The organism is Tahibacter amnicola (genome assembly GCF_025398735.1).
GTDB classification, from domain to species: domain Bacteria; phylum Pseudomonadota; class Gammaproteobacteria; order Xanthomonadales; family Rhodanobacteraceae; genus Tahibacter; species Tahibacter amnicola.
The window spans coordinates 534,213-559,473 of the sequence record NZ_CP104694.1 but is presented as its reverse complement, the minus strand read 5'-3'; the positions used below and the strand labels follow the sequence as shown (position 1 = coordinate 559,473).

The following is a 25,261-nucleotide window of genomic DNA, read 5'->3' as shown; positions in this document are numbered from 1 at the left end:
GCCGCAAGGCGCGTTTTGTTTTTCCACCGTGCGCAAATCCGCGCACTTTGCGCGTTCTTCCAGCCCGTCCGATCCGCATTGCACCGCACCATCTGGGTGCGAATGGCTCCAATTCGTGATGCGGTTCTCAAAAATCGTGTATATGTTGCATACTGGAAACTATGACAGGTTGTAATTGGGCAACGTGTCGATAGGCTCGGTTTCACAGGGGCACATCGCACTCGGCAGATGTGCAGATTTACAGGTTGAGGTTCTTATGATCGGCCTTCTGCGCAGGGTGTTCGGCTTTGATTCGCGCCCGACTGTTGCACCGCCCCCGCTCGTGCCCGGCGTCGTCCAGGCACCTCGATACGACAGCGCACTGGTCGGCCAGCTCAAAGGCGACCACCAGGACCTGGTACAGCTCTTCCAGAACATCGGGCGGCTGACCGAACTCAATCGCTGGAGCGATATCCCCGCCCAGCTGATCGGCTTCAAGTCGCGGCTGGAAGCACACCTTCTGGCGGAAAATGTGCGCTTCTACAATTATGTTGAATACACCTTGCGCGACGACAGCGAGAACCTCGGGTTGATCCGCGACTTTCGTCGCGAGATGAATTCCATCGCGCGCGGCGTTATAGACTTTGTAAAGAAATACCAGAGTGGTACCTTCGACCAGCGCGCACGCGAAGCCTTCCTGGCTGATTACCGCAGCGTGGGCGCACTCCTGGTCCAACGGATCGAACGCGAGGAGGAGAGCCTTTACCCGCTCTACCAGGCGAGCTGAAAGGCCCTACAGGGGGCTGCGCACCAGATCAATCGCAATACCCGCCCCGACCTCGCGCCTTCCCGTAGGCACGAGCAGGTGCGGCCGCGCCGGAAATCCTCCGGCGCCTGTTCCCCGGTCAACGGGGCTTTGGTGGGGGCGGTGTCGCAGACACCGTAGGTAGTACACCGCAAGGCGGGACGCAGGGATCCGGCAGTGCCTTGCTTAACTAAGACAACAGGAGAGATCCGTGTCCGCCATTCTCGATCAAGTGTTCAACGCCGAAGTCCGCCAGCTGCGCGATTCTCTGCACACACATCCGGTCTTCTCCCGCATTCGCGACGTGGAGTCGCTGCGTGCCTTCATGCAGGTGCATATCTATGCCGTGTGGGACTTCATGTCGCTGGCCAAGCGCCTGCAGCGCGACCTGACCTGCGTCGACCTGCCCTGGATGCCACCGGCGGATATCGAGGCGGCGCACCTGATCAACGAGATCATCCTGGGCGAAGAAACCGATACCGGTCCGGACGGACACCCGATCAGCCACATGGACCTGTACCTGCACGCCATGCGTGAGGTCGGCGCCGATACCCGCCCGTTCGAGCAGTTTCTTTCGCTCGTGCGTGAGCGCGTGCCGGTGGAGAACGCGCTGGGCCGGGTCGGCGCACCCAATTGCGTGATCGATTTTGTCAGCCATACCCTGAAAGTGGCGATCGGCGAGCGCACGCTGGTGGTGATGGCCAACTTCTTCTATGGCCGCGAGAACGTCATCCCCGGCATGTTCCAGCGCCTGCTCGACAGCTGGGGCCTGGATCGCGCGGCCGCGCCTTCGTTCGTGTACTACCTTGATCGCCACATCGAACTGGACGGCGACGCCCACGGCCCGGCCGCCGAGGCGATCATCAGTCGCGCGCTGACGCGCGAGCCGCACCTGGCCGAGACTGTCCGCAAGGCGGCGATCGCCAGCCTCACGGCCCGCGAAAAGCTCTGGGACGGCACCGACCGCCTGCTGGCCAAGCTGCCGGGGGCGAAGAAGGAACGCCGGTTCAGCCTGCCGTTCTGACGCATCACCTGCCCGTGCCCGACTGACCGGGCATGCAGCCGATACCGTAGGAACGACGCGGGCCCGGGTGGAAGGTCCACGCCCACCGCAAGTCGCTGTCGCATAGCCCCCTCCTGGCGAGGGGGCTCTTTTTTGCCCCCTGGCCGCGCGCCCGATGCGGTCGCACCGCCCCTTGAGACGGCCCGGTGCGTCCCCACCTCGGATCCTTCGATCCAGGAGGCACCATGGCGGAGAGTTTTCACGCAACGACCATCGTATCCGTACGCCGCAACGACCAGATCGTCATCGGCGGCGACGGACAGGTCACCCTCGGCAACACGGTCGTCAAGGCCAACGCGCGCAAGTTGCGCCGGCTCGGCAAAGGCGACGTGCTGGCCGGTTTCGCTGGCGCCACCGCAGATGCCTTTACCCTGTTCGAGCTGTTCGAGGACAAGCTCGCCAAGCATGGGAACCAGTTGGCCCGCGCCGCCGTGGAACTGGCCAAGGAGTGGCGTACCGACCGGCGTCTGGGCCGGCTGGAGGCCATGCTGGCGGTCGCCAACCGTGAAACCTCCCTGCTCATCTCCGGCAACGGCGATGTCCTTGAACCCGAAGGCGGCCTGATCGCTATCGGCTCCGGCGGCCCGTTCGCCCATGCGGCAGCCAAGGCACTGATTGAGAATACCGACCTCGGGGCCCGCGAAATTGTCGAACGTTCCCTGAAGATCGCCGGCGATATCTGCATTTACACCAATCATCAGATCTCGATCGAGGCCCTCTGACGATGCGGGCGGCCGCTTCGGCCTTCTGACCTTCTCTATGCCGTGAAAAACTCATGTCCGAACTGACTCCCCGCGAAATCGTCAACGAACTGGACCGCTATATCGTCGGCCAGCAGGCCGCCAAGCGCGCCGTCGCCATCGCGCTGCGCAACCGCTGGCGCCGCATGCAGCTCGACAGCCCGCTGCGCGACGAGGTGACCCCGAAGAACATCCTGATGATCGGCCCCACCGGCGTCGGCAAGACCGAGATCGCCCGGCGCCTGGCCAGCCTTGCAAACGCCCCGTTCATCAAGGTGGAGGCGACCAAGTTCACCGAAGTGGGCTACGTGGGCAAAGATGTAGAGTCGATCGTCCGCGATCTGGCAGACATGGCCTTCAAAATGACGCGCGAACACGCCAAGGCGCGGGTGCGCACCACGGCCGAGGATCGCGCCGAGCAGCGCATCCTGGACGCCCTTCTGCCCCGGCGCGCGTCGGGCTGGGATACCCCGGCCAGCGATGCCGATTCGGAAACGCGCCAGAAGCTTCGCCGCCAGCTGCGCGAAGGCAAGCTGGATGACCGCGAGATCGAGCTGGAAACCAACGTCAACATTGGCGTCGAGATCGCCACGCCGCCCGGCATGGAAGAGATGAGCCAGCAGTTGCGCGGCATGTTCCAGTCGCTGGCCGGCAACCGCACGCAGAAACGCAAGCTCACGATCAAAGCCGCCTGGCCGGTACTGATCGAAGAAGAGGCCGGCAACCTGCTCAACGAAGAGGAACTGAAGGCCGAAGCCCTGCGCAACTGCGAGCAGAACGGGATCGTCTTCATCGACGAAATCGACAAGGTGGCGCAGCGCGGCGAATGGCATGGCGCGGGCGTCAGTCGCGAAGGCGTGCAGCGCGACCTCCTGCCGCTGGTCGAGGGCTCCACGGTTTCGACCAAGTACGGGGTGATCAAGACCGATCACATCCTCTTTATCGCCTCCGGGGCGTTCTCGCTCGCCAAGCCATCCGACCTGATTCCCGAGCTCCAGGGCCGCTTTCCGATCCGCGTGGAGCTCAACGCACTGACCAGCGACGACTTCGTGCGCATCCTGCGCGAGCCACACAACGCGCTGACCAAGCAGTATGTGGCGCTGCTGGCCACGGAGGGCGTGACGCTGGAATTTGCCGAATCGGGGGTCGAGCGCCTGGCCAGCATTGCCTTCCACGTCAACGAACGCACCGAGAACATCGGCGCCCGCCGCCTGCATACGGTGCTCGAACGGCTGCTCGACCATATTTCCTACGAGGCGCCCGACCGGAGCGGCACCGGCTATGTGATCGACGCCGCCTATGTCGACCAGCACCTGGGCGAGCTGGTCAAAGACGAGGACCTTTCCCGCTACATCTTGTAACCCGGGCCGGCGCAACCTCCGAAGTCCGCCGGCGGCACTGGTCATTGCCGGGCCCGCCAGCGGACGACAATCCGAACGACGCCCCTAACGTGTTGTCAACAAAGGAAAACCGCGACCAACGGTCGCGGGCGCACCGTTCGGACCCACCCCTTCGGGTACAATGCCACCATGAGCAATATCGTCCAATTCAAAGCCCGCGGCCCCCGCGCCTACCTGCGCGAGGCCCAGGAAGGCCGCATTCCAGTCCGGGTCAAGCGCGAAGGCATTGATCCGGGCTGGGTTCACGGCTTCATCGTCGACGTTTCCGCCGAGTACGCGCTGATCGCGGAAGTGTCCGACTCGATGCATTTTGACGGCTACCTCGTGGTCGCCCTCGCGGACGTCAGCCACGCCGAGGAAGATCCCTCGCGCGAGTTCGTTGAAAAGGCACTGGCGATCAACGGCGAGGTACTGGTGCCGCCGAGCGAGTTCCGCCTGGACGACTGGGGCACGATCGCCCGCGCCGCCGCCGCCCTGGCGCCGGTCATCGCTGTCAACATGCTCGATGAGGAAACCGGCGAGGCCAGCTATATCGGCAAGCTGGAGGGCGTGGGCTCCGAGGCGCTGACGTTACGCGAGATCGACCCGAACGCCCGGTGGTATCCGGATACGGGCGAATATGAATACGGCGAGATCGGCTCGATCGGCTTTGGTACGGCGTATATGCGTACGCTCTACCGCGTCGCCGGCGAGCCCGGCGGCCCGACCGAGCCGCGCGTTATCCGCACCGATCCGGCCCGCTGAGGCCGCAACCCCATGACGGCCCGCCCGACAGGGATCACCCTGCACCGCGCCTCGCATGTGCTCGAAGTGGCCTTCGACACGGGCGAGGTGTTCCGGCTGCCCTGCGAGTACCTGCGCACCCATTCTCCCAGCGCGGAGGTGCAGGGTCACAGCCCCGATCAGCGCGTGCTGGTCGCCGGCAAGCGCAACGTCAATATCGATGCGATCGACCCGGTGGGCAACTATGCCGTGCTGCTGCGCTTTGATGACGGACACCAGACGGGCATCTTTTCCTGGTCGGTCCTGCACGCGCTGGGTACGAAGCAGGCGGAGAACTGGGCGGCGTACGAGTCGGCGCTGAAGGCATCGGGGCTCAGCCGGGATCCGTGAGTCTTCGCGGTTGCCGCTCCTGGCCCGCAAACCGGAGCGATGCTGTTCCTGCGTCGAGGTAGCCCAACCCCGGGTGAACCCTGCGGGTTAACCCGGGCTACAGGAAGCGTAGCGAACGCGCACGTTCCCACGCGACGCGCCTGGCAGATGTTGGGCATCGCTGCGCTCAGCGCCAACCTACAGAAAGACGGTTGTGCGCCCGCGGTTCTGCGCATCGCTGCACTCGGCACAAACTACCAAAACCTGTAGCGCGAAACGGTCGGCTGCCGCCCGGGCGGACCAGACGCCAGGGCCCTGGCTTCCCGGATACCGGGCCACCCGTCCCAGAGCCAGCTCCGGCGCGCCTTTCGCGCTCATCGGGGCGGGCTATTCGTCCGCTCGAAAACTCCCGAAAAAAATTTTGAACCTACCTCTCCCCCGCTGCGATAGAGGTGGTCGATGCGGTCATCGTCCCACGCCCTACGCGTCACGACCGACGCATCGAACGGACGTTCGGTCCGTCGGTTTCCCCTGAAAACACAACTATTTCATCTGGAGAGAGAGTCATGAATTCCAAGTTTATCGCCGCTGCGCTGTTCTCGCTGCTGATCTCGCCGGCCGCTTTCGCGCAGAAGAGCAAGTCGGACGTCAAGGTCGACAACATCATCACGACCAACGCCGCCGTGATGGGCTCGACGGCCAAGCAGAAGATCGACATCGGCAATGCGAAGGACGGCGGCCAGGCCAAGGTCAACGCCAAGAACGTCATCGTGACGAACGCGGCCGTGATGGGCTCCAAGGCCGAGCAGACGACCGAGATCGGCAACGCTTCCGACGGCGGCAAGTCGAACGTGAAGTTCGACAATCTCGTGCAGACCAACGCCGCCGTGATGGGTTCGACCGCCAAGCAGAACGTGAAGATCGGCAATGCGAAGAACGGCGGCGAGTCCAACGTCACCGCCAAGAACATCATCACGACCAACGCCGCCGTGATGGGTTCCAAGGCCGAGCAGGATCTGAACGTCGGCAACGCCGAGTAAGTGCCGGGTCGCTGCGGGGATGTCGTGCGCATCCCCGCACCGGCCAACAACTCGAGGACATGCCATGAGATCGATCTTCATCCTCATCGCGTTCATCGTCCCACACCTTGCCCACGCGGGAAGTGTTGCCTCCGGCATCAAGGATCTTGACGAAGGCACACGTGCCAGCGTCGTCAAGGAAATGTCCAAGATGCGTCTTTACGAAGACGACAAGCTCAAGAAGCAGGGTCAGCGCCGTTCCAACAGCCAGTCCGGCGAGTGCGGCGACATGAACGTCGGAAATACCGAGACCCGCCGCGGCCCGACGCCGCGCAAAGTCACCACCGTCGTGACCGGGAATATTGTCCAACTCTGCAATAAGTGAGATCTGCCATGTCACGCGGCGCCCTTTTGTGTGTAATTGCCTTGCAAGCCTGCGCGATAACCGGCTGTAAGATGGCCGATACGCGTACCGCAGTCGTCGATGAGTACAAGCAGCGGACCAAGGAAACCACGCTGCCGGTCAACCGGGTGGTGACCAGCTTCGACGAACCACTGCGCTGCATGGATGGCCTGCTGGCCACCTATGGCGCTCAGGCCTCCATCCTGGTGGAGGACTTGAACGACAAGACGCAGAAGGTGCCCGCGGGCACGACGGAAATGTTCATCTCGGCCATGTCGCAGATGACGCGGCGCAGTCGCGCCATCCGCACCATGGCCTTTGGTGAGGACATGAAGAACCTGAGCTCGTACATGGTCCAGTCCAATTCGCTGGCCGCGTTCCAGCCCGAGTTGATTCCGACCTACACCGTGCGCGGCTCGATCACGCAGTTCGACGACAACATCGCCAAGAAGACGGCGGACGCCGGCGTGACGCTGGGCATCGCCAGCAAGAACTTCCTCGGTTTCGGCGGCTCCAAGAGCACCTCGATCAACATGCTCGCGCTCGACCTGACAGTCGTCCGCTCGCAGGATTTCTCGATCGTTCCGGGCGTCAACGCGCGCAATAGCGCCGCCATCCTGCAGGAAGGAACGGGCGTGGACGGCGAAGCCGCTGTTTCCAAGCTCGGCATCAACTACATGACGAGCTTTTCCAAATCCGACGGCAAGACAGTCGCCGTACGCAATCTGGTCGAGCTCTCCGCCATCGAGCTGATGGGCAAGCTCAACAAAGTGCCTTACTGGAAGTGCCTGGGCGTGCCCTCGACACAGGCCGACGTCGCCGCCGAGATCGAAGACTGGAACGAAAGCATGACGGGCGGCGAGAAGCTTGCCTTCTACATTCGTCACCTGACAGCCATGGGGCTGCTGGCCGACGACGGCAAGCCGACTGATCCGGAAGCCTTCAAGACCGCGCTGCGCGAATACTTCCAGGCGCTGGGCCTGACCTACACCGGCTCGTTCTCGCTGGAGCTGATGCGCGCCCATTTCGACGCGGATCAGAACCAGATTCTGGCCAAGATCGAGGAGGCCCGTCATCCACAATGGAAACTTTCCCTGAACCTGGCTCCACCCAACCCGTCCAAGCCGGATGTGGTCGGCTTCCAGGTTGCCGCCAGTCTTGATTCCAATGTCTACTGCTTCCTGCAGGACGAGGCTGGCACCGTCGCCCGTGTCTATCCCAATCGCTGGCAGAAGCAGTCCCGCATCGCTGCCGGCCAGGCCATTGCACTGCCGCCGCCGGGGCAGTTCGAGATCAAGGCACATACATCCACGCCCCAGTCGCTGCAGTGTTTCGCCAGCCAGAAGAACGTCGACCGCAACCTCGGCAGTTCGCTCGGTGGCGCAGACCTGACGCCGATCACCGCGGTGCCTAACCTGGCCAGCGTGCGCAAGGTGTTCGCCACGGTCGCGCCGGATTTCGTTTCCACCACGATTGAATTCAAAGGCACCGGCAAGTCCCTGGTCGCCGAGAAGCGCGAGAACTGATCATGACGCACGCTCTCCCCCACAGCCGGCGATGCCTGCGGCACGGACTGGCCCTGGTGGCACTGCTCATCGGCGGATCGATCGGCATGACGGCAATGGCCGCGGTCGAGACAACCGCTACAGCGCCGGCGCCAGCCCCGACCGCCACCGACATGCAGCCCGCACCGCAGGATCTCGGCGAGCTTGACGAGATCGACCGGATCTCGCGCAAGCAGGCGCACAAGCAGCAGAAACTGCGCTGCTGGCAGGAAGGCAAGCTCATCGTCGAACGCGAAGTCGATCCGGCCTCGGCCGAAGCGTATCGCTCGGTCGAGCTCACCGATCCGCAGAAGCAACCCATGCGCCTGTATGACCTTCGCAACGCGACGTGCCTGATTCAATAGCGCATCGCAGTACCCGCGGCGACGGGTTTGGATTGACCCGCCGCCGCACGAATCCACACGCAAGAACAAGGGATTGGTGACAAGTCAAGCACGGCACGCACTTTGTATGAATCGCCTTGCAGACGTGTCGCGAATTGTTTGGATTAGTCGTTCACAGGATTTTGTCGCTTGGGCATTCCCGACCGTCAGCGCTAATATCAGCCGCTTATTCGGTCGGAGCGTGTCATGGACCTCGACAATACGACAGCCTTGTACTTGCTCAAGCGTGTCGGCTTGGGTGACCAGGATGCGTTTGCAACCCTGCATCGGGCCCTGGGACGCCGGATCTTCGCTTTCGCGATGAGACACCTGCACAGCCCGGAGGCGGCTGAGGAGGTCGTCGCCGACACGATGTTCGAGGTGTGGAAGAACCCGGGACGTTTCAACGGTACGTCGAAACTGTCCACGTGGGTACTCGGCATCGCACGCTATCGCATTTTGAACCGGCTGCGTGCCAATGCCCACGAAATGGAATCGCTCACACCGGAGGTCGAGGAAACGATCAGCTGCGAGGCGGAATCGGCCTTCGAGCGGATCGCCAACGAGCAGCGTGAAACCGGCGTTCGCACCTGCATGGAGAAGCTGTCCGCCAAGCACCGCGAATGCATGCACCTGGTGTTCTACGAGGGATTGGCCCTCGGCGAGGTCGCCACGCTGCAGGGATGCCCGGAAAACACCGTCAAGACGCGGCTTTTCCATGCGCGTAAGAGTATTCAGAACTGCCTGCGGCTGCTATTGCGACGAGAAGATAGCGACGTGGCGCAAGGAGTGACCAGCCATGCGTGACCACATCCAGTCGCTGCTTCCGTGGTACATCAACGGGACGTTGAGCGACGCCGAGCGGGCCAGCGTGGAACGCTACCTCTCGGAGCATCCGGAAGAACAAAGCGCCCTGGATTTCTGGCGTCATGTCGCCAGCGAGCAGCGCCGCACGGCGGCGAATGCGCCCGAAGACATCGCCCTGCAGAAGACGCTCGAACGCATTCGCCGTGAAACGGCCCCGGCCGGCAAGCCGGCGCGGCGCGCCGCCGATACGCAGTCCCGCTGGAGCTGGCTGCGCCTGGACAACTGGCTGCGCCCGGCCTTCGCCGTGGCCCTGCTCGTGGTAGCGGTACAGTCGACACTGCTGCTGCAAGCACCTTCCAGACCGCCCGTGCTCTACCGCGGTGCCGGCCCGGTGGCGTCGGTCGCCGATGGCGCCCGCATTACGGCCGACTCGGCCTTCCTGCGTATCGTGTTCGATCCGTCCGCTACCGAAGGGGAGATCCGCGTCCTGGTCGCCGGCACCGGCGGGTGGGTCGTGGGTGGCCCGGGCGAGGGCGGTGAGTACTACCTCGCCGTGGCCCGACAGCGCGCAATCGCCGCGGCCGATGAGCTACGCACGAGTCGCGTCGTCAAGGACGTGACACCGGTCACGGCAGTTCCGCCGCCAGGCTGATCTGCTACGCTATGCGTGACGCGGCCTTCCGGGGGGAGGGCCTCGTTCATTTGGCGGGCACGACCGTCGCACCCATACGCCACCTCCTGCCGTCCCTCCTCGGCCAGGCGTCCGACGCGGTTGTACCTGTGTAATTCCATTTTCCCGCATTGTGGATACGACAACGTTCGGTTCCGTACCGGGCAGACGTTCTGGGGAATGTCGCCTGTCGTCCTGCTCGCGCGTTCCGTTCAGAACCGTGACGGTGTCGATCGGCGACAGGCGGACCCGTTCTCGTTTTCGCACGTGCCAGCCAGCGCCACCGGGCCTCGACCAATTGGGTTGAACCCTTCGGCGCGACGACGAGATACAGAGCGAGTCCAAGCCCAAAAGGAGGAAATCGTGAAATCTCTGCTCGCACTCGCCATCACCGTGGGCCTTGCCGCGGCCTCTGCCGGCGTCAGCGCCGAACCGCCCCGCTACGTGGGTGAAAATGAAGTTCCGCGCCCGATCGATGTCGCCAAGGCATTGGGCGGCGCCAAGTTCCAGCCGCAGATGAAGAAGCGCGGCATCTCGTTCGATCCTGCCGGCGACGCGCCCGCGCCAGTCGGTCTGGTCGACGGCCCCAGCGGCACTGCCAGCGCGCCGGAAGCGGCCGCACCACGTGCCGTTGCGGCAGCCACGCCGAAGGCGGCACCCAAGGCTGCACCTGCAACGGCCGTCGTCGAGGAAGAACCCGCCCAGGAAGGCGGCTCGATGGACGTGGCCGTCGCGTTCGCGCTCAACTCGGCGGACTTGCAACCCAAGGCATTGGCACAGCTGGACAGCATTGCCGAGGGTTTGAAGTTGCTGGACGGCGGAACGGTGGTCGTGATCGACGGTCACACCGACTCGACCGGACCAGAGCCGTATAACGCCGCGTTGTCACTGCGGCGCGCGCAGACGGTCAAGCAGTATCTGGTCAACCAGCATGGTATTCCGGCCGAACGCCTGCGCGCCCGCGGCCAGGGCGAAAGCCACCCGCTGGATCAGAGCAACCCGGAAGACGCACGCAACCGTCGCGTGCAGTTCAGCACCGGCTAGACACCGCTGCCGCGACGAAACAGGGGCGTCGCGGCAACGGGAACGTTTAGCCATTTGTCCATAAATGGAAGAGTGGGCGGTATCCACAGCGATCCGCCGCGGCGACGAGGTCCCAAGGAGCTTCGATGAACACCTTTACCCACCCCTGCCGGACACGGATGTTGTCCGCTGCGCGACGTTGTCTTGCTTCGCTCCTGCTCGCCGCGTCGTTCCTGTGCACGATGCCGTCCGCCCGGGCGCAGCAAGCGGCGACCTACAGCGGGGTGCAGGTCGCGCGCACCGGTTCGACGTTCTCATTCGGTGCACGCAACTTTCCGACCAGCCATACCGCGGTCCGATTCGCCATGGTCAGCAGCCCCGACCAGACGGACAGCTTTCCGAACGGAACCACCCTCACGCCCGGCCCCGGCGGCAATATCTCGCTGCCGATCACGTTTGGCCCGACGCCGGGCGTCCGGATCATCCGCTTCTGCTCCGATGACCAGATCGACTCGTGCAGCCCCGCGTTCGGCGAATACGTCGTGCATATCGGCGTCGTCTCGGTGCAGTGCAACCTCGCAACCAACCCGTCGCCGTTCACTGGCACGGTGCCCTTGCAGGGTACGGCCAGCGCCAGCTGCGACGTGCAGACGGGCGCCAATGTGCAGGTCACTTCTGCCACGTACAACTGGGCGTTGCCGCCGGGGACGATCCCGCCACGCGATCCGCCGCCTACGCCCGTCACGGCAGCGATCAACATTACGGCAGCGGGCACCTACAACGTGCAGATCGCGCCGTCATTCCGTTTCAGCATCACCCGTACCGTGCTTTTCAACGATACGACCGAAGCGACGAACAATCCCGTCGCAGCGCCTGCCGTCACCTTCCCGATCACGGCACAGGCCGTCAACGTTCCGCCCACCGTCACGCTGGATTCGCCGACAGCCAATTTCGTGATTGCCGCGCCCAGCGCCGTGCCGATGACCGCGACCGCCAACGATCCGGACGGAACCGTTCAAAGTGTCGAGTTCCTCGTCGACGGGAACGTGGTCGGCCGCGCGACAACGGCCCCATTCCAGGCCACCTGGCCGCGCTCGACGTCGGGGCACCACACATTTGCCGCACGCGCCACCGACAACGTGGGCGCCGTCACGCAGACAGCGCCGGTCACCGTCACGATCCGCCAGGCTGCCTTCAACGAGCCGCCGACCGTGCGCCTGACCTCGCCGGCCGCCGCGCAGGAATTTGCCGAGCCGGCGAACATCGCGCTCACCGTGGAGGCGCGCGATTCGGATGGCGCCATCGAGCGCGTCGAGTATTTTGCCAACAGCCGTGCCGTCGGTTCGTCCACCACCGCGCCTTTTGGCGTGAACCTGCAGGCACTGCCGGCGGGCGACTATTCCTTTGTCGCACGCGCCATCGACAACCTTGGCACGGTTACGGACAGCCTGCCGGTCAACGTCGTCGTGCGCACGGTTGCCACCCAGCTGAGCGTGAATACATCCGCCGACGACCTGCGCTTCGAGCCGGGGACGCGTGCAACGATCGGCGTGAGCGCACGCGACGTGCGCGGCGGCCTGGTGCGCGGCGCGCGCCTGCGCTGGTCGGTCGACGGCGGTACGCCCAAGGTAGCGGCGTGTACCGAGCCCGACTCGCCGCTGGGCGGCGAGGTGACCACGGATGCCAACGGCACGGCGCAGATTGCCTTTGTCCCGGGCTGCGTGAGCACCAACCGCCAGGTCAGTGTGTTCGCGGTCGATAATCCGTCCAACCTCCTCAACATCGAGCTGCGCGGCCCCGATGCGCGCGCCGGCGGTCTGGTGCTGACGGCAACCACACCGGTCATCGCCGTCAAGCCGCAGGAAGCCACGCCCGTTGGCGTGCGCGTGAGCGACGACAACGGTGCGCCGGTCCGCGGCGCCACCATCGCCTATTCGCTCACCCCGGCCGATGCGGGGACGATCACCGACAGCGTGGCCACCGATGCGACCGGCCAGGCGGATGCGAGCCTGCTGCTCAATCCCACCGCGATCAACGCCACGGTCAAGGCCTGCATCGCGAGCCGCCCGACGATCTGCGTCAACCTGCCGGTCAGCAGCACCATCGGTGCCATCGCAGACCCGGCCGAGAACATGATGGGCCCGATCGTGCGCCAGGCCCTGGATGCGCCGCGCACGCAGCTCACCACGATTGGCAACCGCCTGCGGACCTTGCGCAACGAAACCGGGCACGGCTTCTCCAGCGACGTCTCGCTGACCATGGGCGGTCTGTCTGTGCCAGTGAATGCCGAGTCGTCCGAAGAGGATGAGGATGACGCCGACGACAGCGACGGCGGCGCCGGTACCGGCGTCCGCCCGAGCTTCTTCGTCGCCGGTGCCGTGGACCTGGGCTCGATGGATTCGCGCACCGGCAAGCGCAACGGTTTCGATGCGACCACCCGCGGCATCACGGTCGGCGCGGACTATCGCTTCAAGCCGGGCTTCGTGGCCGGCGCGGCGCTGGGCGGCATGCGCTCAAGCACGGACCTCGACGGCGGCGGTTCGCAGTCGGCCAAGGGGTACAGCGGTTCGCTCTACGCCCTGTGGTTGCCGACCGAAAAGCTGTACGTGAACACGGCGCTCAATGTTGGCCGCAGTGATTTCGACAGCGAACGCATCGGCTGCGGCATCGATCTGCGCAGCGACACGCAGAGCCGTCACCGCGCGCTGCTGGTGGAAGCCGGCTATGCCATGGCGAACAAGGCGACGCGGTTCACGCCGTTCGTGCGCTACGAGTATTCGCGCGCCTCGATCGACGGCCTGCGCGAACGCGGCGACTGCCTCAATGCCATCGCCATCGATCCGACCGACGTGAGCCGTTCGACCGTCAGCGCCGGCGCCACCGCCGACATGGCGATCAGCACCCGATCCGGCGTGTGGATTCCCAGCATCGCGGTGGAATTCTTCGGCGAGAACGAGCAGCAGGATGAAATCATCGCGCGACTGATCGCCGACAGCGATACGGCCGTGCCGGTCACGCTGGAGGAAATCGACAAGCGCTACGCGATGCTGCGCTTCGCCGTGCACTGGATGACCTCGGTCAAGGCACAGCCGATTTCCAGCTTTGCCGGCTTCGACATGAGCGTCGGTCGCAGCGGTTACAAGAACCGCAGCTTCATGATCGGCGTAAAGATTCCTTTCTAAACAGGTGAACTATGCGCCGTCTATTCTGCGGACTGGTCTTCATGCTCCTGGGTGCGTGCGCCACCGCACCCACGGGGCGGCTCGACAGCTACGAAATCGTCGACTGCGAGCTGCCCGGTGCGGTGCTGCATATCGGCACTGCCCACGCGACGACCGGCCGCAGCCGCGCGATCCGCACCAGCGCGGACGACTGCGCCATCCGCGGCGGCTACTTCACCCAGGCCAGCCAGGCCAACTACGAAACTGCCTTGCGCGTCTGGCTGCCCCCGGCCGAAGACGGTGACCCCGAGGCGCAGTACTACGTCGGCCAGATCTACGAGAAGGGCCTGGGCCGTCCCGCCGACGAGGCGAAGGCGGCCCAGTGGTACAAGCGCGCCGCAGATTCGAACTACGGCCCGGCGTTGACGGCGCTGGCCATGCTGTACGAACACGGCAAGGTGGCCGGCGGCACCGCCGCGCAGGCGCTGGACCTGTACCGGCGCGCTGCCAAGCTCGATCAGCCGCTGGCCTTTGCCAGTGACATGGCCGTGCGCGACGAGGAGATCGCCGCGCTCAAGCAGCAGCTGTCCGAGACGCGCGCCCAGGCCGCCACGCAGCGGGAGCAACTACAGAAGCAGCAGCGCGCCCTGGCGCAGCAGACTTCGGCACTGCGCTCGGAGCTGGCCAAGGCGCGAGCGGATGCCGATGCCGAGCGGGCTCGCCGTGTCGAGGAAGAGCTCGCCGCCAAGCAGAAGTCGCTCGACAGCAGCGCCGCGCAGCTCAGCGCCGCGGAAACGAAGCTGGCCCAGGCCGATGCGGCCGTGCGCCAGGTCGAGCAGCCGGCACCGGTCGCCGGCGCCGCCAAGGACCTGGAGATCGTCCTGCTCGATCCCAAGCCGATTGCCCTGCGGGGCCTTGTCACCATCCGCGTGCGCGGCGATGCGAAGTCACAGGCCGTCGCGGTGCGCGTGGGGTCGCCGTCCGGTATCCGTGAGGTCACCATCAACGGCAAGGCGTTAAAGCCGGATGCGGAGGGCGTGGTACGCACCGAGCTTGCCCTGGCCGGCAAGACCACGCCGGTCGAGGTGGCCGTCGTCGACGGCGCCAACAAGCGCGCCAGCCTGCCTTTCGTGATCGCCAACGACAGCCTCCTGCCGGCGGGCACGCCGGTGGCGGCCAATCCGGCCGGTTTCGGCAACTACTACGCCCTGGTCATCGGCAACGCACGCTACTCTGCCTGGGACGCGCTCAACACGCCGCACTCGGATGCACAGGCCGTGGCGGACCTGCTGCGCGACAGCTACGGCTTCAAGACGACGGTGCTGCTGGATGCCACGCGCGGCCAGATCTTCCGCGCACTGGCCCAGCTGCGCCGCCAGCTCACCGAGCAGGACAACCTGCTGGTCTATTACTCCGGCCATGGTACGTGGGATCGCGGCAATCACCAGGGCTACTGGGTACCGGTCGATGGCGAGAAGGATTCGGTCGCCAACTTCGTCTCGTCCGCGGACGTGACGGACCTGCTGTCCGTCATGCGCGCCAAGCAGATTCTCGTCGTTGCGGATTCGTGCTACTCCGGCGTCTTCGTGCATTCGGTCGCCGAGCAACTTGAAGCGGCCTCCGGTGCGGAGCGCGACGCCTGGCTGCTCAAGCGTTCGCAGATCCCCAGCCGCAAGGTGATGAGCTCGGGCAATATCCGCGAAGTGCTCGACGGCGGTCGCGGCAACCACTCGATCTTCGCCGCCGAATTCATCGACGCGCTGCGTCGCCGCAGCGACAAGCCCTTCGAGGCCCGCGAGCTGTACCGCGAAATCACGCCGAAGGTCGAGGAAGCCGCGCGCGGCTTCGGCGAACAGCAGGAACCGCAGTACGGCCAGCTGCGCTTCGCCGGTCACGTGGGCGGCGACTTCGTGTTCGTGCCGCGGGCCAATCTGGTGTCGGTGCGCTGAGCGGCCGCACCAGCTGCTGAGGCGGGGGCGCAGGTTCGTACCCCCGCCTGGGCGGAACTGCAGCACGTCTACGCAACCGGGTATTCGCTCTTCACAAATCGTCGGTTCCGCGGGGTCAGGAGAGCAATCGTTCTAGCGAGATCGGACGCAGTTCTTGTAACAGATCACCACGCCTGAAAGTCGCGGACAATCGCTGTAGGCTTACCTCGCTATCGCCATAGAGCTTTTTCAACGCATTGCCGATCTCATCAATGGCACGACGGAAATATTCGTCACCGCGCGTATCAATGTACTCCCTTGCCCGATCAAAATTGCGGTGATCGAGCTGAGCTAATGCGACGTTGAGATCGGCAAGCAGGTACTCTCCCATCAACATCGCGGCGAAACATGAGGCATAGCGCACGAATTCCGGCGCGTCCGCAGGCGGTCGCTTGCGCTTGTTCTCGGCAATTCGAAATATGAGTACGGCCGCGACCGTTTGGGCACCATTGAGGTCAGCACTAAAAATCTCTTCATAGAGCTTGCCGAAATGTTCACCCGAGCGAAACTTTGCCTGCTGCGGTCGCTGCCGCCAAACTGAAAGGATCGCTTCCGCTGCAGTGCCGGTCGTAATTTCGGTCGGCTTTGCGCTTCCAACATTTCGCTGGCGACGGTATTCATACCCAAGGTCCCGCATTGATAGCTCTAGCCGCTTCTGAATCGGGTCATTGGAACGCAAGTCGCGCAAGTCAACTGGGTTCTGGCTATTGGTTGCATAGGTGATCGTTCGTACTAGGTTGTTAGCGTCTTCCCCGCCAACTTGGTAGAGACGAACGAGCGCATAGGCTGACTCCAGTCCTTTTGTACTGGTGGCGAGATTCGCCAATGTGGACTGGATAGTTTTGCAAGTCTGTCCGCCATTGATGATCTGCAATCCTTCTACTCGGACCTTATAATCCTCATTCTGAAGGGCGTTGTAGTCGAAACGACTGCAGATCAATGTGATGCCATTATTATAGAAAAAGAAGTTCGGCCTTTCCGACGGACTGGTTAAGGTGTCGCGAATTGCCTCGTTCACCCGATTGCCTTGCAACCCCAGGTAGCGTCGGATGTTCCTTTCCAGAAGCCGATCTCCATGCGAGTCCATCAGCCGGGCCAACTCGCCCACCGCGACTTTCCCGACAAATACTCGACTGAAATTGAAGTCTTCAACTACCGCCTTTCCCGAAAATTGAATGGTGTCCTTCACCGCCTGCGTTGCTTGAAGGATGCTAATCAAGACGTCGTGATTGACGTGCTCAAAATGTACGCTCTGCGGGGGAAAGTTCTCTCTGTCGATCACGTTCTGCGCTTCGGGGCGTTTCCAAGGCAACCCGTTGTTGCACAGAAGGTACCTAACTCTAGGAATAATGCCGTCCGTTATTAACGACCGAACCTCTTCGATTCGAGCTTGCAGGCGAGGATTCAGATTCACGGGCGCCTGGGGATTGAACAATGCACGTACAGCCTTTACCGCCTTGTCAACGCCGTTTTCAGGGAAGTTGCTATTTCCTTCCAGGTCTGCATGCCTGTACTTGCATTGGAACAGTGTAATAAGAAACTCACCTTCAATCGTATCGCCGACTTCAATCGCATCGACTCCGAAGTCGTTACCACCCTCTGTCAGACATTCAATTGCCTCGATGTCCGTGAGATCCAGCAGGGTCTTGACGCAAAGCACGACGAACGCCGCTGATCGTGCGGCGGTGTCGTCGAGTTTCTTGCCCATTTCATCTTCTAGTTGGGTACGGAGGCGATCCGCCAGGCCACGTACCTGCTGATCGACGATGCTAACGTTGAAGTTCATGCACACTGGTCCTTGCCCACGCCGATGGTGTGGTCGGTATCGATAGTGTATTGCTTAACGAGCATGTGCCGGAGACCGAAGGCCTCTACATAAATGCCTAATGCCGCCTTCTCTGTTAGGTAATATGTCCTGGGGCGGTAAGGTTTTCCAGTTCAGATATCCACCGCAGGGCGTGCGCCTGACTGTCGCCACACATCACCGGCTCCGGCCTTAACCGCCCACACACCTCCGGGCGCTCGGGCTGCCCGAAGATGCGGCAGAGGTTGTCATCGCTCAGCTGTACGCAACGCACGCCGGCCGGCTTGCCCCCGGGCATGCCGGGGATGGGCGATGAAATGGACAGGGCAATGCAGCAGGCGCCGCAGCCGCTACGGCATTCGTAGCGATCGCGCGCGTGGTCGAAAACCAGATGGCTCATGCGGCGACCGGGCGCCCGCGCAGCTGATCGTAGATCTCGACCGTATCGGGCCGCTTGCCGTGCCAGATGGCAAAGGCTTCGGCGGCCTGCTCGACCAGCATGCCCAGGCCGTCCATGCAGCGCGCGGCACCGGCCGCCTGCGCCCAGGCCAGGAAGGTGGTCGCGTTCTTGCCGTAGGAGAGGTCGTAGCAGACGGCGCGCGGCGCGAGGATGGCAAACGGCAGGTCGATGCCTTCGCCCTGGACGCCGGCCGCCGTGGCGTTGATGACCAGGTCCCAGGATCCGCTCACCGCCAGGTCCTTCCAGTACCGCACATGCACCCGGCCCGGCTTGCCGATGCGGTCGGCGAGGGCGTCGGCGCGTTCCGGATGCCGGTTGGTGATGGTCAGGGCGTGGATGCCGGCATCGAGCAGGGCATAGGCCACCCCCTGCGCAGCGCCGCCAGCCCCCAGAAGCAGCACGTCGCGCTCGCGCAGGTCCACGTGGTGGCGTTCCGCCAGATCCGTGACCAGACCGGGACCGTCGGTGTTATGGCCGCGCCAGCCGCCGCCATCGAGGGGTTCCAGGGTGTTCACCACGCCGGTGCGCGCCGCGTAGGGCGAATGTTCGACGCACAGTCCGTACGCCTGTCCCTTGAGGGGAAGGGTGACATTGGCACCGCCGCCGCCCGACTGGCGGTAGGCGAACAGCCGGTCGGAGAAGGTTTCCGGCGGTGCATCAATGGCGTCGTAGCGCAGCGGAATGCCGGTCTGCATACCGAATGCCGCGTGGATCTTCGGCGACAGCGAATGGGCGATCGGATGGCCGAAGACGGCGTGGCGGTGCGGGGTATCGGTCATGGGTGTTCTCCGGCGGCGTGGGCGCATTTTAGCGCGCCGTCGCGATGACCGCGCCGAGCTCCGGCACTTTCGGCACAGTGACGATCGGGCCTGTTCGGCACGGCAGCACCACGATGGAATGGGCGCTCCTTTGAGCCATGGAGTTGGATCATGCGTTGTGCGCGCACCCTGCTGTATTCGGCCCTTTTCGTCAGTCTCTCATCCCCGGTCGCCTGGAGCGCACCGGCGGCGGCGCCGGCATCCGGCGACGCGGTCGAGCTGATCAGCCGCGAGGCCTTGTTCGGCAATCCCGAGCGCGTCAACGTGCAGATGAGCCCGGACGGGAAGTACCTGAGCTGGGTCGCGCCCCGCGATGGCGTACTCAATATCTGGGTGGCACCGTCGGAGGATCCGACCAAGGGCCGCGCAGTCACGGACGACAAGGCCCGCGGCATCCGCGACTACTTCTGGAGCTACCGCAGCGACACGCTGCTGTATGTGCGCGATACCGGTGGCGACGAGGATTTCCACCTGTTCGCCACCGACGTCAAGACCGGCGCGAGCAAGGACCTCTCGCCCTTCCCGAAGACCAAGGCCGCCGTGAACGCGGTGAGCCCGCGCCATCCGGATCACGTCCTGGTCAGCATGAACGACCGCGATCCGGCCTGGCATGACCTTTACAAGGTGGAGCTGTCCAGCGGCAAGCGCGAGCTGGTCGCCAAGAACGAGCAGGAGATCGCCGAATACCGCACCGACGACGATTTCACCGTGCGCGGCGCGACCCGCTCGCGCAAGGATGGTGGCACTGATGTCCTGGCGCCCGACGGCAAGGGCTGGAAAAAGGTCGAGGACATCCCCTTCGCCGACGGCATGACCACGTCCCACGCCGGCTACAGCAGTGACGGAAAGATCCAGTACATGCTCGATTCGCGCGGCCGCGACACCGCGGCGTACTACGCGATCGATACCGCCAGCGGCAAGAAGACCCTGCTGCTGGAGGACAAGCGCGCCGACGCCGGCAACCTGCTGCGCCACCCGAAGACCGGCCTTGCGCAGGCCGTGAACGTGGAATACCTGCGCGAGGAATGGCAGGTGGTCGACCCGGCGATCAAGGCGGATATCACCCGCCTCGGACAGCTGGGCAAGGGCACCTTCGGCATCAATTCGCGAACGCTCGACGACAAGACCTGGATCGTGGCGTACTCGGCCGCCGAGGTGCCGGCCGTGTACTACCGCTATGACCGCAAGGAGGGCGGCGAGGGGACGCTGACCAAGCTCTTCTCTGCGCGCCCCGCGCTGGAAGGCAAGCCCCTGGTGCCCATGTGGCCACAGGAAATCACCGCACGCGACGGCAAGACTCTGGTCAGCTACCTCAGCCTGCCCAGGGCCGCCGACCCGAATGCGGACGGCAAGGCCGATTCACCGGTGCCGATGGTGCTCTTCGTCCATGGCGGCCCGTGGTCGCGCGACAGCTATGGCTACAGCGCCTGGGCCCAGTGGCTGGCCAATCGCGGCTATGCGGTGCTCAACGTGAACTTTCGCTCCTCCACGGGCTTCGGGAAGAACTTCATCGCCGCCGGCGACCGGCAGTGGGCCAAAACCATGCACGACGACCTGCTCGACGCCGTCGACTGGGCAGTGAAGTCGGGCGTCACCCAGAAGGACAAGGTCGCGATCATGGGCGGCAGCTACGGTGGCTACGCCACGCTGGTGGGCCTGACCTTCACGCCGGATACCTTCGCCTGCGGCGTCGACATCGTCGGACCGTCCAATCTCAATACCCTGCTCAGCACGATCCCGCCGTACTGGGCGAGCTTCTTCGAGCAGATCGCCCAGCGCGTGGGCGACCCGCGCACCGAGGAGGGCAAAAAGCTCCTGACCGAGCGCTCGCCGCTCACGCGGGCCGGCCAGATCAAGAAGCCGCTGCTGATCGGCCAGGGTGCCAATGATCCGCGCGTCAAGCAGGCCGAGGCGGACCAGATCGTGCAGGCCATGAAGCAGAAGAACATCCCCGTGACGTACGTGCTGTTCCCGGACGAAGGCCATGGGTTCAACCGCCCGGAGAACCGCAAGGCCTTCAATGCGATTGCCGAAGGTTTCCTGTCGCAATGCCTGGGTGGACGCGCCGAACCGGTCGGCTCAGACCTCGCCGGTTCCAGCACCAGCGTACCGGAAGGGGCCGATCGCATCCCGGGCCTGGCGGCTGCGCTCGCATCACACAAGCAAGAAATAAAGAAGTAGGTAACTTTTCGGAGGCGGTGCGCTGCACCGCCTCCTTTTGGCGCATTAGCGCTTGAGCCAGCGCGCCGCATCCAGGGCATAGTAGGTGAGGATCGCATCCGCGCCGGCGCGCTTGATGCTGGTCAGGGCCTCCAGCACACAGGCTTCTTCGCTGATCCAGCCGTTCTGGCTGGCCGCCTTGAGCATCGCGTACTCGCCGCTGACCTGATACACGAAAGTCGGCGCGCCGAAGCGATCTTTCACGCGTCGCACGATATCCAGGTAGGGAAGGCCGGGCTTGACCATCACCATGTCGGCGCCTTCCTCCAGGTCCAGCGCGACCTCGCGCAAGGCTTCGTCGCTGTTAGCCGGATCCATCTGGTAGGTGTACTTGTTGCCCTTGCCCAGGTTGCCGGCCGAACCGACCGCATCACGGAACGGGCCGTAGAAGCTGGAAGCGTACTTGGCCGAATAGGCGAGGATCCGCGTATGGACGTGGCCGGCGGCCTCCAGGGCCTGCCGGATCGCCCCGACCCGTCCGTCCATCATGTCCGAAGGCGCGACGACGTCGGCCCCGGCCTGGGCATGCGACAGCGCCTGCTTCACCAGGGCGGCTACCGTCTGGTCATTGACCACATAGCCGCTCTCGTCGATCAGACCGTCCTGGCCGTGCGTGGTGAAGGGGTCCAGCGCCACGTCGGTGATCACGCCCAGCTCCGGTAGAGCCTGCTTGAGTGCCCGGACCGCCCGCTGGGCCAGGCCGTCAGGGTTCCAGGCCTCGGCCGCATCCAGGCTCTTGGCGGAAGCCGGCGTCACCGGAAACAGGGCCAGCGCCGGAATCCCCAGGTCGTGGGCCTGGCGCGCCAGGCCCAGCAGCAGGTCGATACTGACCCGTTCGACGCCGGGCATCGACGCAATCGCCTCGCGCGTGTTGTCGCCCTCGCAGACGAACACCGGCAGGATCAGGTCGGCACTGGTCAGGCGGGTTTCGCGCATCAGCGCTCGGGAAAAGGCATCGCGGCGCATGCGGCGCGGACGGATGGCGGGATAGGGCATGTGCAGAGTTCCTGAGATCCACGGATCGATTCGGGCCGTCACGCGGCCATCCGACAAGCGTAGCGGATCGCGGGGCAGACGGACCGCCGCCGCGACGGCATGCCGCGCGGGCACGCGACCTGACGGTTTTCCGATTCCTTTTCCGTACTACACACCGATTGGCCCGGCTATCGGAATAAGGCCGGAATAGCGAGGCTGGCGCACTTGAAATGCCTTGGCCGAGCTGGTCGAATTGCGCGGCCGCCACGGGGGTGCAGCACGGACATGAGGTTCGCGCTGCGCGCGCGGTCCCAGCAGGAAATCTAACCTTGTCCGGCATTCTGGTCGTCGAACGTTCCACGACGCTGAGCCATCTGCTCAAGCGTACTCTCGCCGCCGCTGGCCTCGCTGCCCGCAGCGAGCTGACCGCGTACCCCGATGCGGTCGATCACCTGCAGCGTTCGAAAGAAATGAAGCAGGAATACGGCGTGCTGATCGCCGGCCTGCCTGCACGTCCTACGGCCGAGAGCAACGCCCTCCTGGACACGCTCGCCAGCGAGGCGCTGGCGCAGTTGCCCGTGCTGCTGATGGTGCATGAGCACAATCCGGAGGTCGCCACCTGGATCAAGCGACGCGGCCGCGCCGCCGCCGTGCTGTGGACCCAGTTCGGCAAGATCCCCGGCGCCCTGCAACATCTGGTACCGGAAGCCGCCCGCCTGACCGCGGCCGCACCGGCTCCGGCCCAGGTGCCGTCGCAGGGCATCCGCATCCTGTTCGTGGATGATTCCCAAAGTATACGGCTGGCCTACCAGCAGCTGCTCGAGCGCCAGGGCTACTCGGTCCTGACGGCCGGCACCCTCGCCGAGGCGAGCGAACTGGCGCAGAACGAAGCCTTTGACCTGGCGATCGTCGACTACTTCCTGCCGGACGGTAACGGCGACGAGCTGTGCCGCCGCATCGCCCAGCTGCCGGGCGCGCCCGTGATCGCGGTGATCACCGGCACCTATCGCGAAGACATCATCGTCAAGAGCCTGGATGCCGGCGCGATCGAGTGCATGTTCAAGAACGAGGCCAAGGAACTGTTCCTTGCGCGCGTGAAAACCCTTTCGCGCCAGATCCAGATGCAGAAGTCGGTAGAAGCCGAGCGCCAGCGCCTGGATGGCATCCTCGGCTCCGTCGGGGACGGCGTTTACGGCGTGGACCAGCGCGGCGTGATCACCTTCGTCAATCCGACGGCCCTGCGCCTTCTCGGCCATGGGGAGGAAGAGCTCCTGATCGGCCGTCCGGCGCACGAGGCGATCCATTTCGCCGACGAGGACGGCAGCGCCATCGACGCGAGCGAATCGCGCCTGGCCCAGGCCTACGCCAACGGCGAGACGCTCAAGGGCCACGAGACCGTCTTCTGGCGCCATGACCGCAGCGGCATGACCGTCGAATGTTCGGTACTGCCGCTGGCAATACAGAACCGGCGCGAAGGCTCGGTCGTGGTGTTCCGCGATATCTCCGAACGCAAGAGCGCCGAGAGCCTGCGCTGGGAACTCACCCACGACAAGCTCACCGGCCTGGTCAATGCCCGCCACTTCACCCACCAGGTCGCGCAGGAACTGCAGCGCCGGCGCGAAGCAGGCGGGTATTCGGCCATCCTCTACATCGACCTCGACCGCTTCTCGGCGATCGTGGACTCCGCCGGTATCAGCGCGAGTGAAAAGCTGCTCGTGGAGATCGCCAGCGTGCTGGGCAAGCGCCTGCGCGAACACGACGTGCTCGCTCGTATCGAGGGCGACCGGCTGGCCCTGATGCTGTCCGCCGTGCAGCTGGAAAATCTTTTTCCGCTGGCCGACAGCTTCCGCGAGCTGCTGCACCAGTGCCAGTACGAATCCGGCGGCGTGCGGCGGCCGATCACGGCGTCGATCGGCGTCGCGGTGATCAGCCGCGAAACACCGTCGGCCGAGTACGTGGTGGAACACTCGCGCCTGGCCTGCCGCACGGCCAAGCAGCGCGGCCGTGACCAGACCGAAATCTACGTCGGCGAGCACGACGCGCGGATCGCACGCGAGATCGAGGCCGGCTGGACCGAACGCCTGCGCCATGCCATGGAGCAGGAACGCATCATCCTGCTGGTGCAGCCGATCGTCCCGATCGCCGCCCTGCCGCAGCGCGAGACGGCCGTGGTGCAGCGCCAGGGCTGGCGCGTGAACGGCGCGGGCACCCAGGGCCAGGAGTACCTGTTCGAGATCCTGATCCGCATGGTCGGCAAGGACGGGCAGCTGATCTCGCCCGGCGTCTTCGTGCCGCTGGCCGAACGCGTCGGCATGATGCCCAAGCTGGATCTGTGGGTATTGAATCGCCTGCTGCGGTACCTGGCCGGCGTGCGCGATGTGAAGGCGCCGGTCGCCTTCCATATCAACCTGTCGAACATGACGCTGGCCGATCCGGACTCGCTCAAGCTGATGGAAGCGGCGATCCGCACCTCCGGCGTTCCGGCGCGGCAACTGGTATTCGAGATCACCGAGACGTCGGAACTGACCAGCCTGCACGTGGCGCGCAAGTTCATCGCCGCGCTGAAAAAGCTCGGCTGCCGCTTCGCGCTCGATGATTTCGGCACCGGCTTTTCCAGCTTCACCCACCTGCGCCACCTGCCGGTGGACTTCGTCAAGGTCGAGGGCAGCTTCGTCCAGGGCATGCCGGGCAGCGACCTGGATCGCAAGATGGTCGGATCGATCACGCAGCTGGCGCAGTCGCTCAAGCTCAAGGTCATCGGCGAGCACGTCGACAGTTTCTCGACACTCGAAGCGCTGCGTGTATCCGGTGCGGACTACGCCCAGGGCAACTACCTGGGCGAACCGCGGCCGCTGCGCAGCGTCGACTTCGCCGCCCTGTTCCCGCATGGCTGACCGCCCGGCCTGC

Annotated in this window: 21 protein-coding genes; 17 read left to right on the top strand and 4 right to left on the bottom strand. The window is 64.5% G+C overall.

The window, feature by feature from the left end:
• The first annotated feature begins 256 nt into the window (after window positions 1-256).
• The 15 genes from N4264_RS02310 (at window position 257) to N4264_RS02240 (ending at window position 16,038) form a co-directional block, all read left to right on the top strand.
• Window positions 257-766: a hemerythrin domain-containing protein gene (locus tag N4264_RS02310; RefSeq protein WP_261695467.1), complete on the top strand. Its 510-nt coding sequence runs from the start codon at window positions 257-259 to the stop codon at window positions 764-766.
• A gap of 229 nt (window positions 767-995) precedes the next feature.
• The gene (locus tag N4264_RS02305) at window positions 996-1,808 is read left to right on the top strand and encodes a DUF3050 domain-containing protein (protein WP_261695466.1); all 813 of its coding nucleotides are present in this window, start codon (window positions 996-998) and stop codon (window positions 1,806-1,808) included.
• A 224-nt stretch (window positions 1,809-2,032) separates the two neighbouring features.
• Entirely contained in the window at window positions 2,033-2,569 is a 537-nt protein-coding gene (hslV, locus tag N4264_RS02300) for an ATP-dependent protease subunit HslV (protein WP_261695465.1), read from the top strand.
• Between the two features lie 53 nt (window positions 2,570-2,622).
• Window positions 2,623-3,948 (top strand): ATP-dependent protease ATPase subunit HslU, encoded by a 1,326-nt coding sequence (gene hslU, locus N4264_RS02295; RefSeq protein ID WP_261695464.1) that lies wholly within the window; start codon window positions 2,623-2,625, stop codon window positions 3,946-3,948.
• A gap of 168 nt (window positions 3,949-4,116) precedes the next feature.
• Window positions 4,117-4,731, top strand: a complete 615-nt coding sequence (locus tag N4264_RS02290) for a hypothetical protein (RefSeq protein WP_261695463.1) — start codon at window positions 4,117-4,119, stop codon at window positions 4,729-4,731.
• A gap of 12 nt (window positions 4,732-4,743) precedes the next feature.
• Window positions 4,744-5,100 carry a gamma-butyrobetaine hydroxylase family protein gene (locus tag N4264_RS02285; RefSeq protein WP_261695462.1) on the top strand — a complete coding sequence of 119 codons (357 nt, stop codon included), beginning with the start codon at window positions 4,744-4,746 and terminating at the stop codon, window positions 5,098-5,100.
• Window positions 5,101-5,645: 545 nt separating this feature from the next.
• Window positions 5,646-6,119: a hypothetical protein gene (locus N4264_RS02280; RefSeq protein ID WP_261695461.1), complete on the top strand. Its 474-nt coding sequence runs from the start codon at window positions 5,646-5,648 to the stop codon at window positions 6,117-6,119.
• A 64-nt stretch (window positions 6,120-6,183) separates the two neighbouring features.
• On the top strand, window positions 6,184-6,483 hold the full coding sequence (locus N4264_RS02275) for a hypothetical protein (RefSeq protein WP_261695460.1): 300 nt from the start codon (window positions 6,184-6,186) through the stop codon (window positions 6,481-6,483).
• Between the two features lie 71 nt (window positions 6,484-6,554).
• Complete coding sequence (locus N4264_RS02270; protein ID WP_261695459.1) at window positions 6,555-8,027, top strand: DUF4384 domain-containing protein; 1,473 nt, start codon at window positions 6,555-6,557, stop codon at window positions 8,025-8,027.
• Between the two features lie 2 nt (window positions 8,028-8,029).
• On the top strand, window positions 8,030-8,410 hold the full coding sequence (locus tag N4264_RS02265) for a hypothetical protein (protein WP_261695458.1): 381 nt from the start codon (window positions 8,030-8,032) through the stop codon (window positions 8,408-8,410).
• A 225-nt stretch (window positions 8,411-8,635) separates the two neighbouring features.
• Window positions 8,636-9,235 (top strand): RNA polymerase sigma factor, encoded by a 600-nt coding sequence (locus N4264_RS02260; protein ID WP_261695457.1) that lies wholly within the window; start codon window positions 8,636-8,638, stop codon window positions 9,233-9,235.
• Window positions 9,228-9,887 carry a hypothetical protein gene (locus N4264_RS02255; RefSeq protein WP_261695456.1) on the top strand — a complete coding sequence of 220 codons (660 nt, stop codon included), beginning with the start codon at window positions 9,228-9,230 and terminating at the stop codon, window positions 9,885-9,887. Before N4264_RS02260 ends, N4264_RS02255 begins: the two co-directional genes overlap by 8 nt.
• Window positions 9,888-10,268: 381 nt before the next feature.
• Window positions 10,269-10,949, top strand: coding sequence for an OmpA family protein (locus N4264_RS02250; protein WP_261695455.1), 681 nt, complete (start codon window positions 10,269-10,271; stop codon window positions 10,947-10,949).
• Window positions 10,950-11,074: 125 nt separating this feature from the next.
• Window positions 11,075-14,110: an autotransporter domain-containing protein gene (locus N4264_RS02245; RefSeq protein ID WP_261695454.1), complete on the top strand. Its 3,036-nt coding sequence runs from the start codon at window positions 11,075-11,077 to the stop codon at window positions 14,108-14,110.
• Window positions 14,111-14,121: 11 nt separating this feature from the next.
• Entirely contained in the window at window positions 14,122-16,038 is a 1,917-nt protein-coding gene (locus tag N4264_RS02240) for a caspase family protein (RefSeq protein WP_261695453.1), read from the top strand.
• Between the two features lie 115 nt (window positions 16,039-16,153).
• On the opposite strand, the gene N4264_RS02235 is transcribed toward N4264_RS02240, so the two are convergent.
• The 3 genes from N4264_RS02235 to aroE all read right to left on the bottom strand — a co-directional run bounded on the left by N4264_RS02235 (window position 16,154) and on the right by aroE (window position 19,120).
• Window positions 16,154-17,863, bottom strand: coding sequence for an AIPR family protein (locus N4264_RS02235; RefSeq protein ID WP_261695452.1), 1,710 nt, complete (start codon window positions 17,861-17,863; stop codon window positions 16,154-16,156).
• Window positions 17,864-17,978: 115 nt separating this feature from the next.
• Window positions 17,979-18,281 (bottom strand): YkgJ family cysteine cluster protein, encoded by a 303-nt coding sequence (locus tag N4264_RS02230; protein ID WP_261695451.1) that lies wholly within the window; start codon window positions 18,279-18,281, stop codon window positions 17,979-17,981.
• The gene (gene aroE, locus N4264_RS02225; RefSeq protein ID WP_261695450.1) at window positions 18,278-19,120 is read right to left on the bottom strand and encodes a shikimate dehydrogenase; all 843 of its coding nucleotides are present in this window, start codon (window positions 19,118-19,120) and stop codon (window positions 18,278-18,280) included. Before aroE ends, N4264_RS02230 begins: the two co-directional genes overlap by 4 nt.
• 150 nt (window positions 19,121-19,270) lie before the next feature.
• Here aroE and N4264_RS02220 point away from each other — a divergent pair, with 150 nt between their 5' ends.
• Window positions 19,271-21,340 carry a S9 family peptidase gene (locus N4264_RS02220; RefSeq protein WP_261695449.1) on the top strand — a complete coding sequence of 690 codons (2,070 nt, stop codon included), beginning with the start codon at window positions 19,271-19,273 and terminating at the stop codon, window positions 21,338-21,340.
• Between the two features lie 45 nt (window positions 21,341-21,385).
• Here the strand turns inward: N4264_RS02220 and hemB are convergent, their stop codons facing one another.
• Entirely contained in the window at window positions 21,386-22,375 is a 990-nt protein-coding gene (gene hemB / locus N4264_RS02215; protein ID WP_261695448.1) for a porphobilinogen synthase, read from the bottom strand.
• A gap of 308 nt (window positions 22,376-22,683) precedes the next feature.
• On the opposite strand from hemB, the gene N4264_RS02210 reads away from it, so the two are divergent.
• Window positions 22,684-25,248, top strand: coding sequence for an EAL domain-containing protein (locus tag N4264_RS02210; protein ID WP_261695447.1), 2,565 nt, complete (start codon window positions 22,684-22,686; stop codon window positions 25,246-25,248).
• Window positions 25,249-25,261: the final 13 nt, after the last annotated feature.

Excerpts from the sequence above, each read along its gene's own strand:
- N4264_RS02310 (WP_261695467.1), top strand. The coding sequence starts at position 257 with ATGATCGGCCTTCTGCGCAGGGTGTTCGGCTTTGATTCGCGCCCGACT.
- hslV (WP_261695465.1), top strand. The coding sequence starts at position 2,033 with ATGGCGGAGAGTTTTCACGCAACGACCATCGTATCCGTACGCCGCAAC.
- hslU (WP_261695464.1), top strand. The coding sequence starts at position 2,623 with ATGTCCGAACTGACTCCCCGCGAAATCGTCAACGAACTGGACCGCTAT.
- N4264_RS02290 (WP_261695463.1), top strand. The coding sequence starts at position 4,117 with ATGAGCAATATCGTCCAATTCAAAGCCCGCGGCCCCCGCGCCTACCTG.
- N4264_RS02285 (WP_261695462.1), top strand. The coding sequence starts at position 4,744 with ATGACGGCCCGCCCGACAGGGATCACCCTGCACCGCGCCTCGCATGTG.
- N4264_RS02280 (WP_261695461.1), top strand. The coding sequence starts at position 5,646 with ATGAATTCCAAGTTTATCGCCGCTGCGCTGTTCTCGCTGCTGATCTCG.
- N4264_RS02275 (WP_261695460.1), top strand. The coding sequence starts at position 6,184 with ATGAGATCGATCTTCATCCTCATCGCGTTCATCGTCCCACACCTTGCC.
- N4264_RS02270 (WP_261695459.1), top strand. The coding sequence starts at position 6,555 with ATGGCCGATACGCGTACCGCAGTCGTCGATGAGTACAAGCAGCGGACC.
- N4264_RS02265 (WP_261695458.1), top strand. The coding sequence starts at position 8,030 with ATGACGCACGCTCTCCCCCACAGCCGGCGATGCCTGCGGCACGGACTG.
- N4264_RS02260 (WP_261695457.1), top strand. The coding sequence starts at position 8,636 with ATGGACCTCGACAATACGACAGCCTTGTACTTGCTCAAGCGTGTCGGC.
- N4264_RS02255 (WP_261695456.1), top strand. The coding sequence starts at position 9,228 with ATGCGTGACCACATCCAGTCGCTGCTTCCGTGGTACATCAACGGGACG.
- N4264_RS02245 (WP_261695454.1), top strand. The coding sequence starts at position 11,075 with ATGAACACCTTTACCCACCCCTGCCGGACACGGATGTTGTCCGCTGCG.
- N4264_RS02240 (WP_261695453.1), top strand. The coding sequence starts at position 14,122 with ATGCGCCGTCTATTCTGCGGACTGGTCTTCATGCTCCTGGGTGCGTGC.
- N4264_RS02235 (WP_261695452.1), bottom strand. The coding sequence starts at position 17,863 with ATGAACTTCAACGTTAGCATCGTCGATCAGCAGGTACGTGGCCTGGCG.
- N4264_RS02230 (WP_261695451.1), bottom strand. The coding sequence starts at position 18,281 with ATGAGCCATCTGGTTTTCGACCACGCGCGCGATCGCTACGAATGCCGT.
- aroE (WP_261695450.1), bottom strand. The coding sequence starts at position 19,120 with ATGACCGATACCCCGCACCGCCACGCCGTCTTCGGCCATCCGATCGCC.
- N4264_RS02220 (WP_261695449.1), top strand. The coding sequence starts at position 19,271 with ATGCGTTGTGCGCGCACCCTGCTGTATTCGGCCCTTTTCGTCAGTCTC.
- hemB (WP_261695448.1), bottom strand. The coding sequence starts at position 22,375 with ATGCCCTATCCCGCCATCCGTCCGCGCCGCATGCGCCGCGATGCCTTT.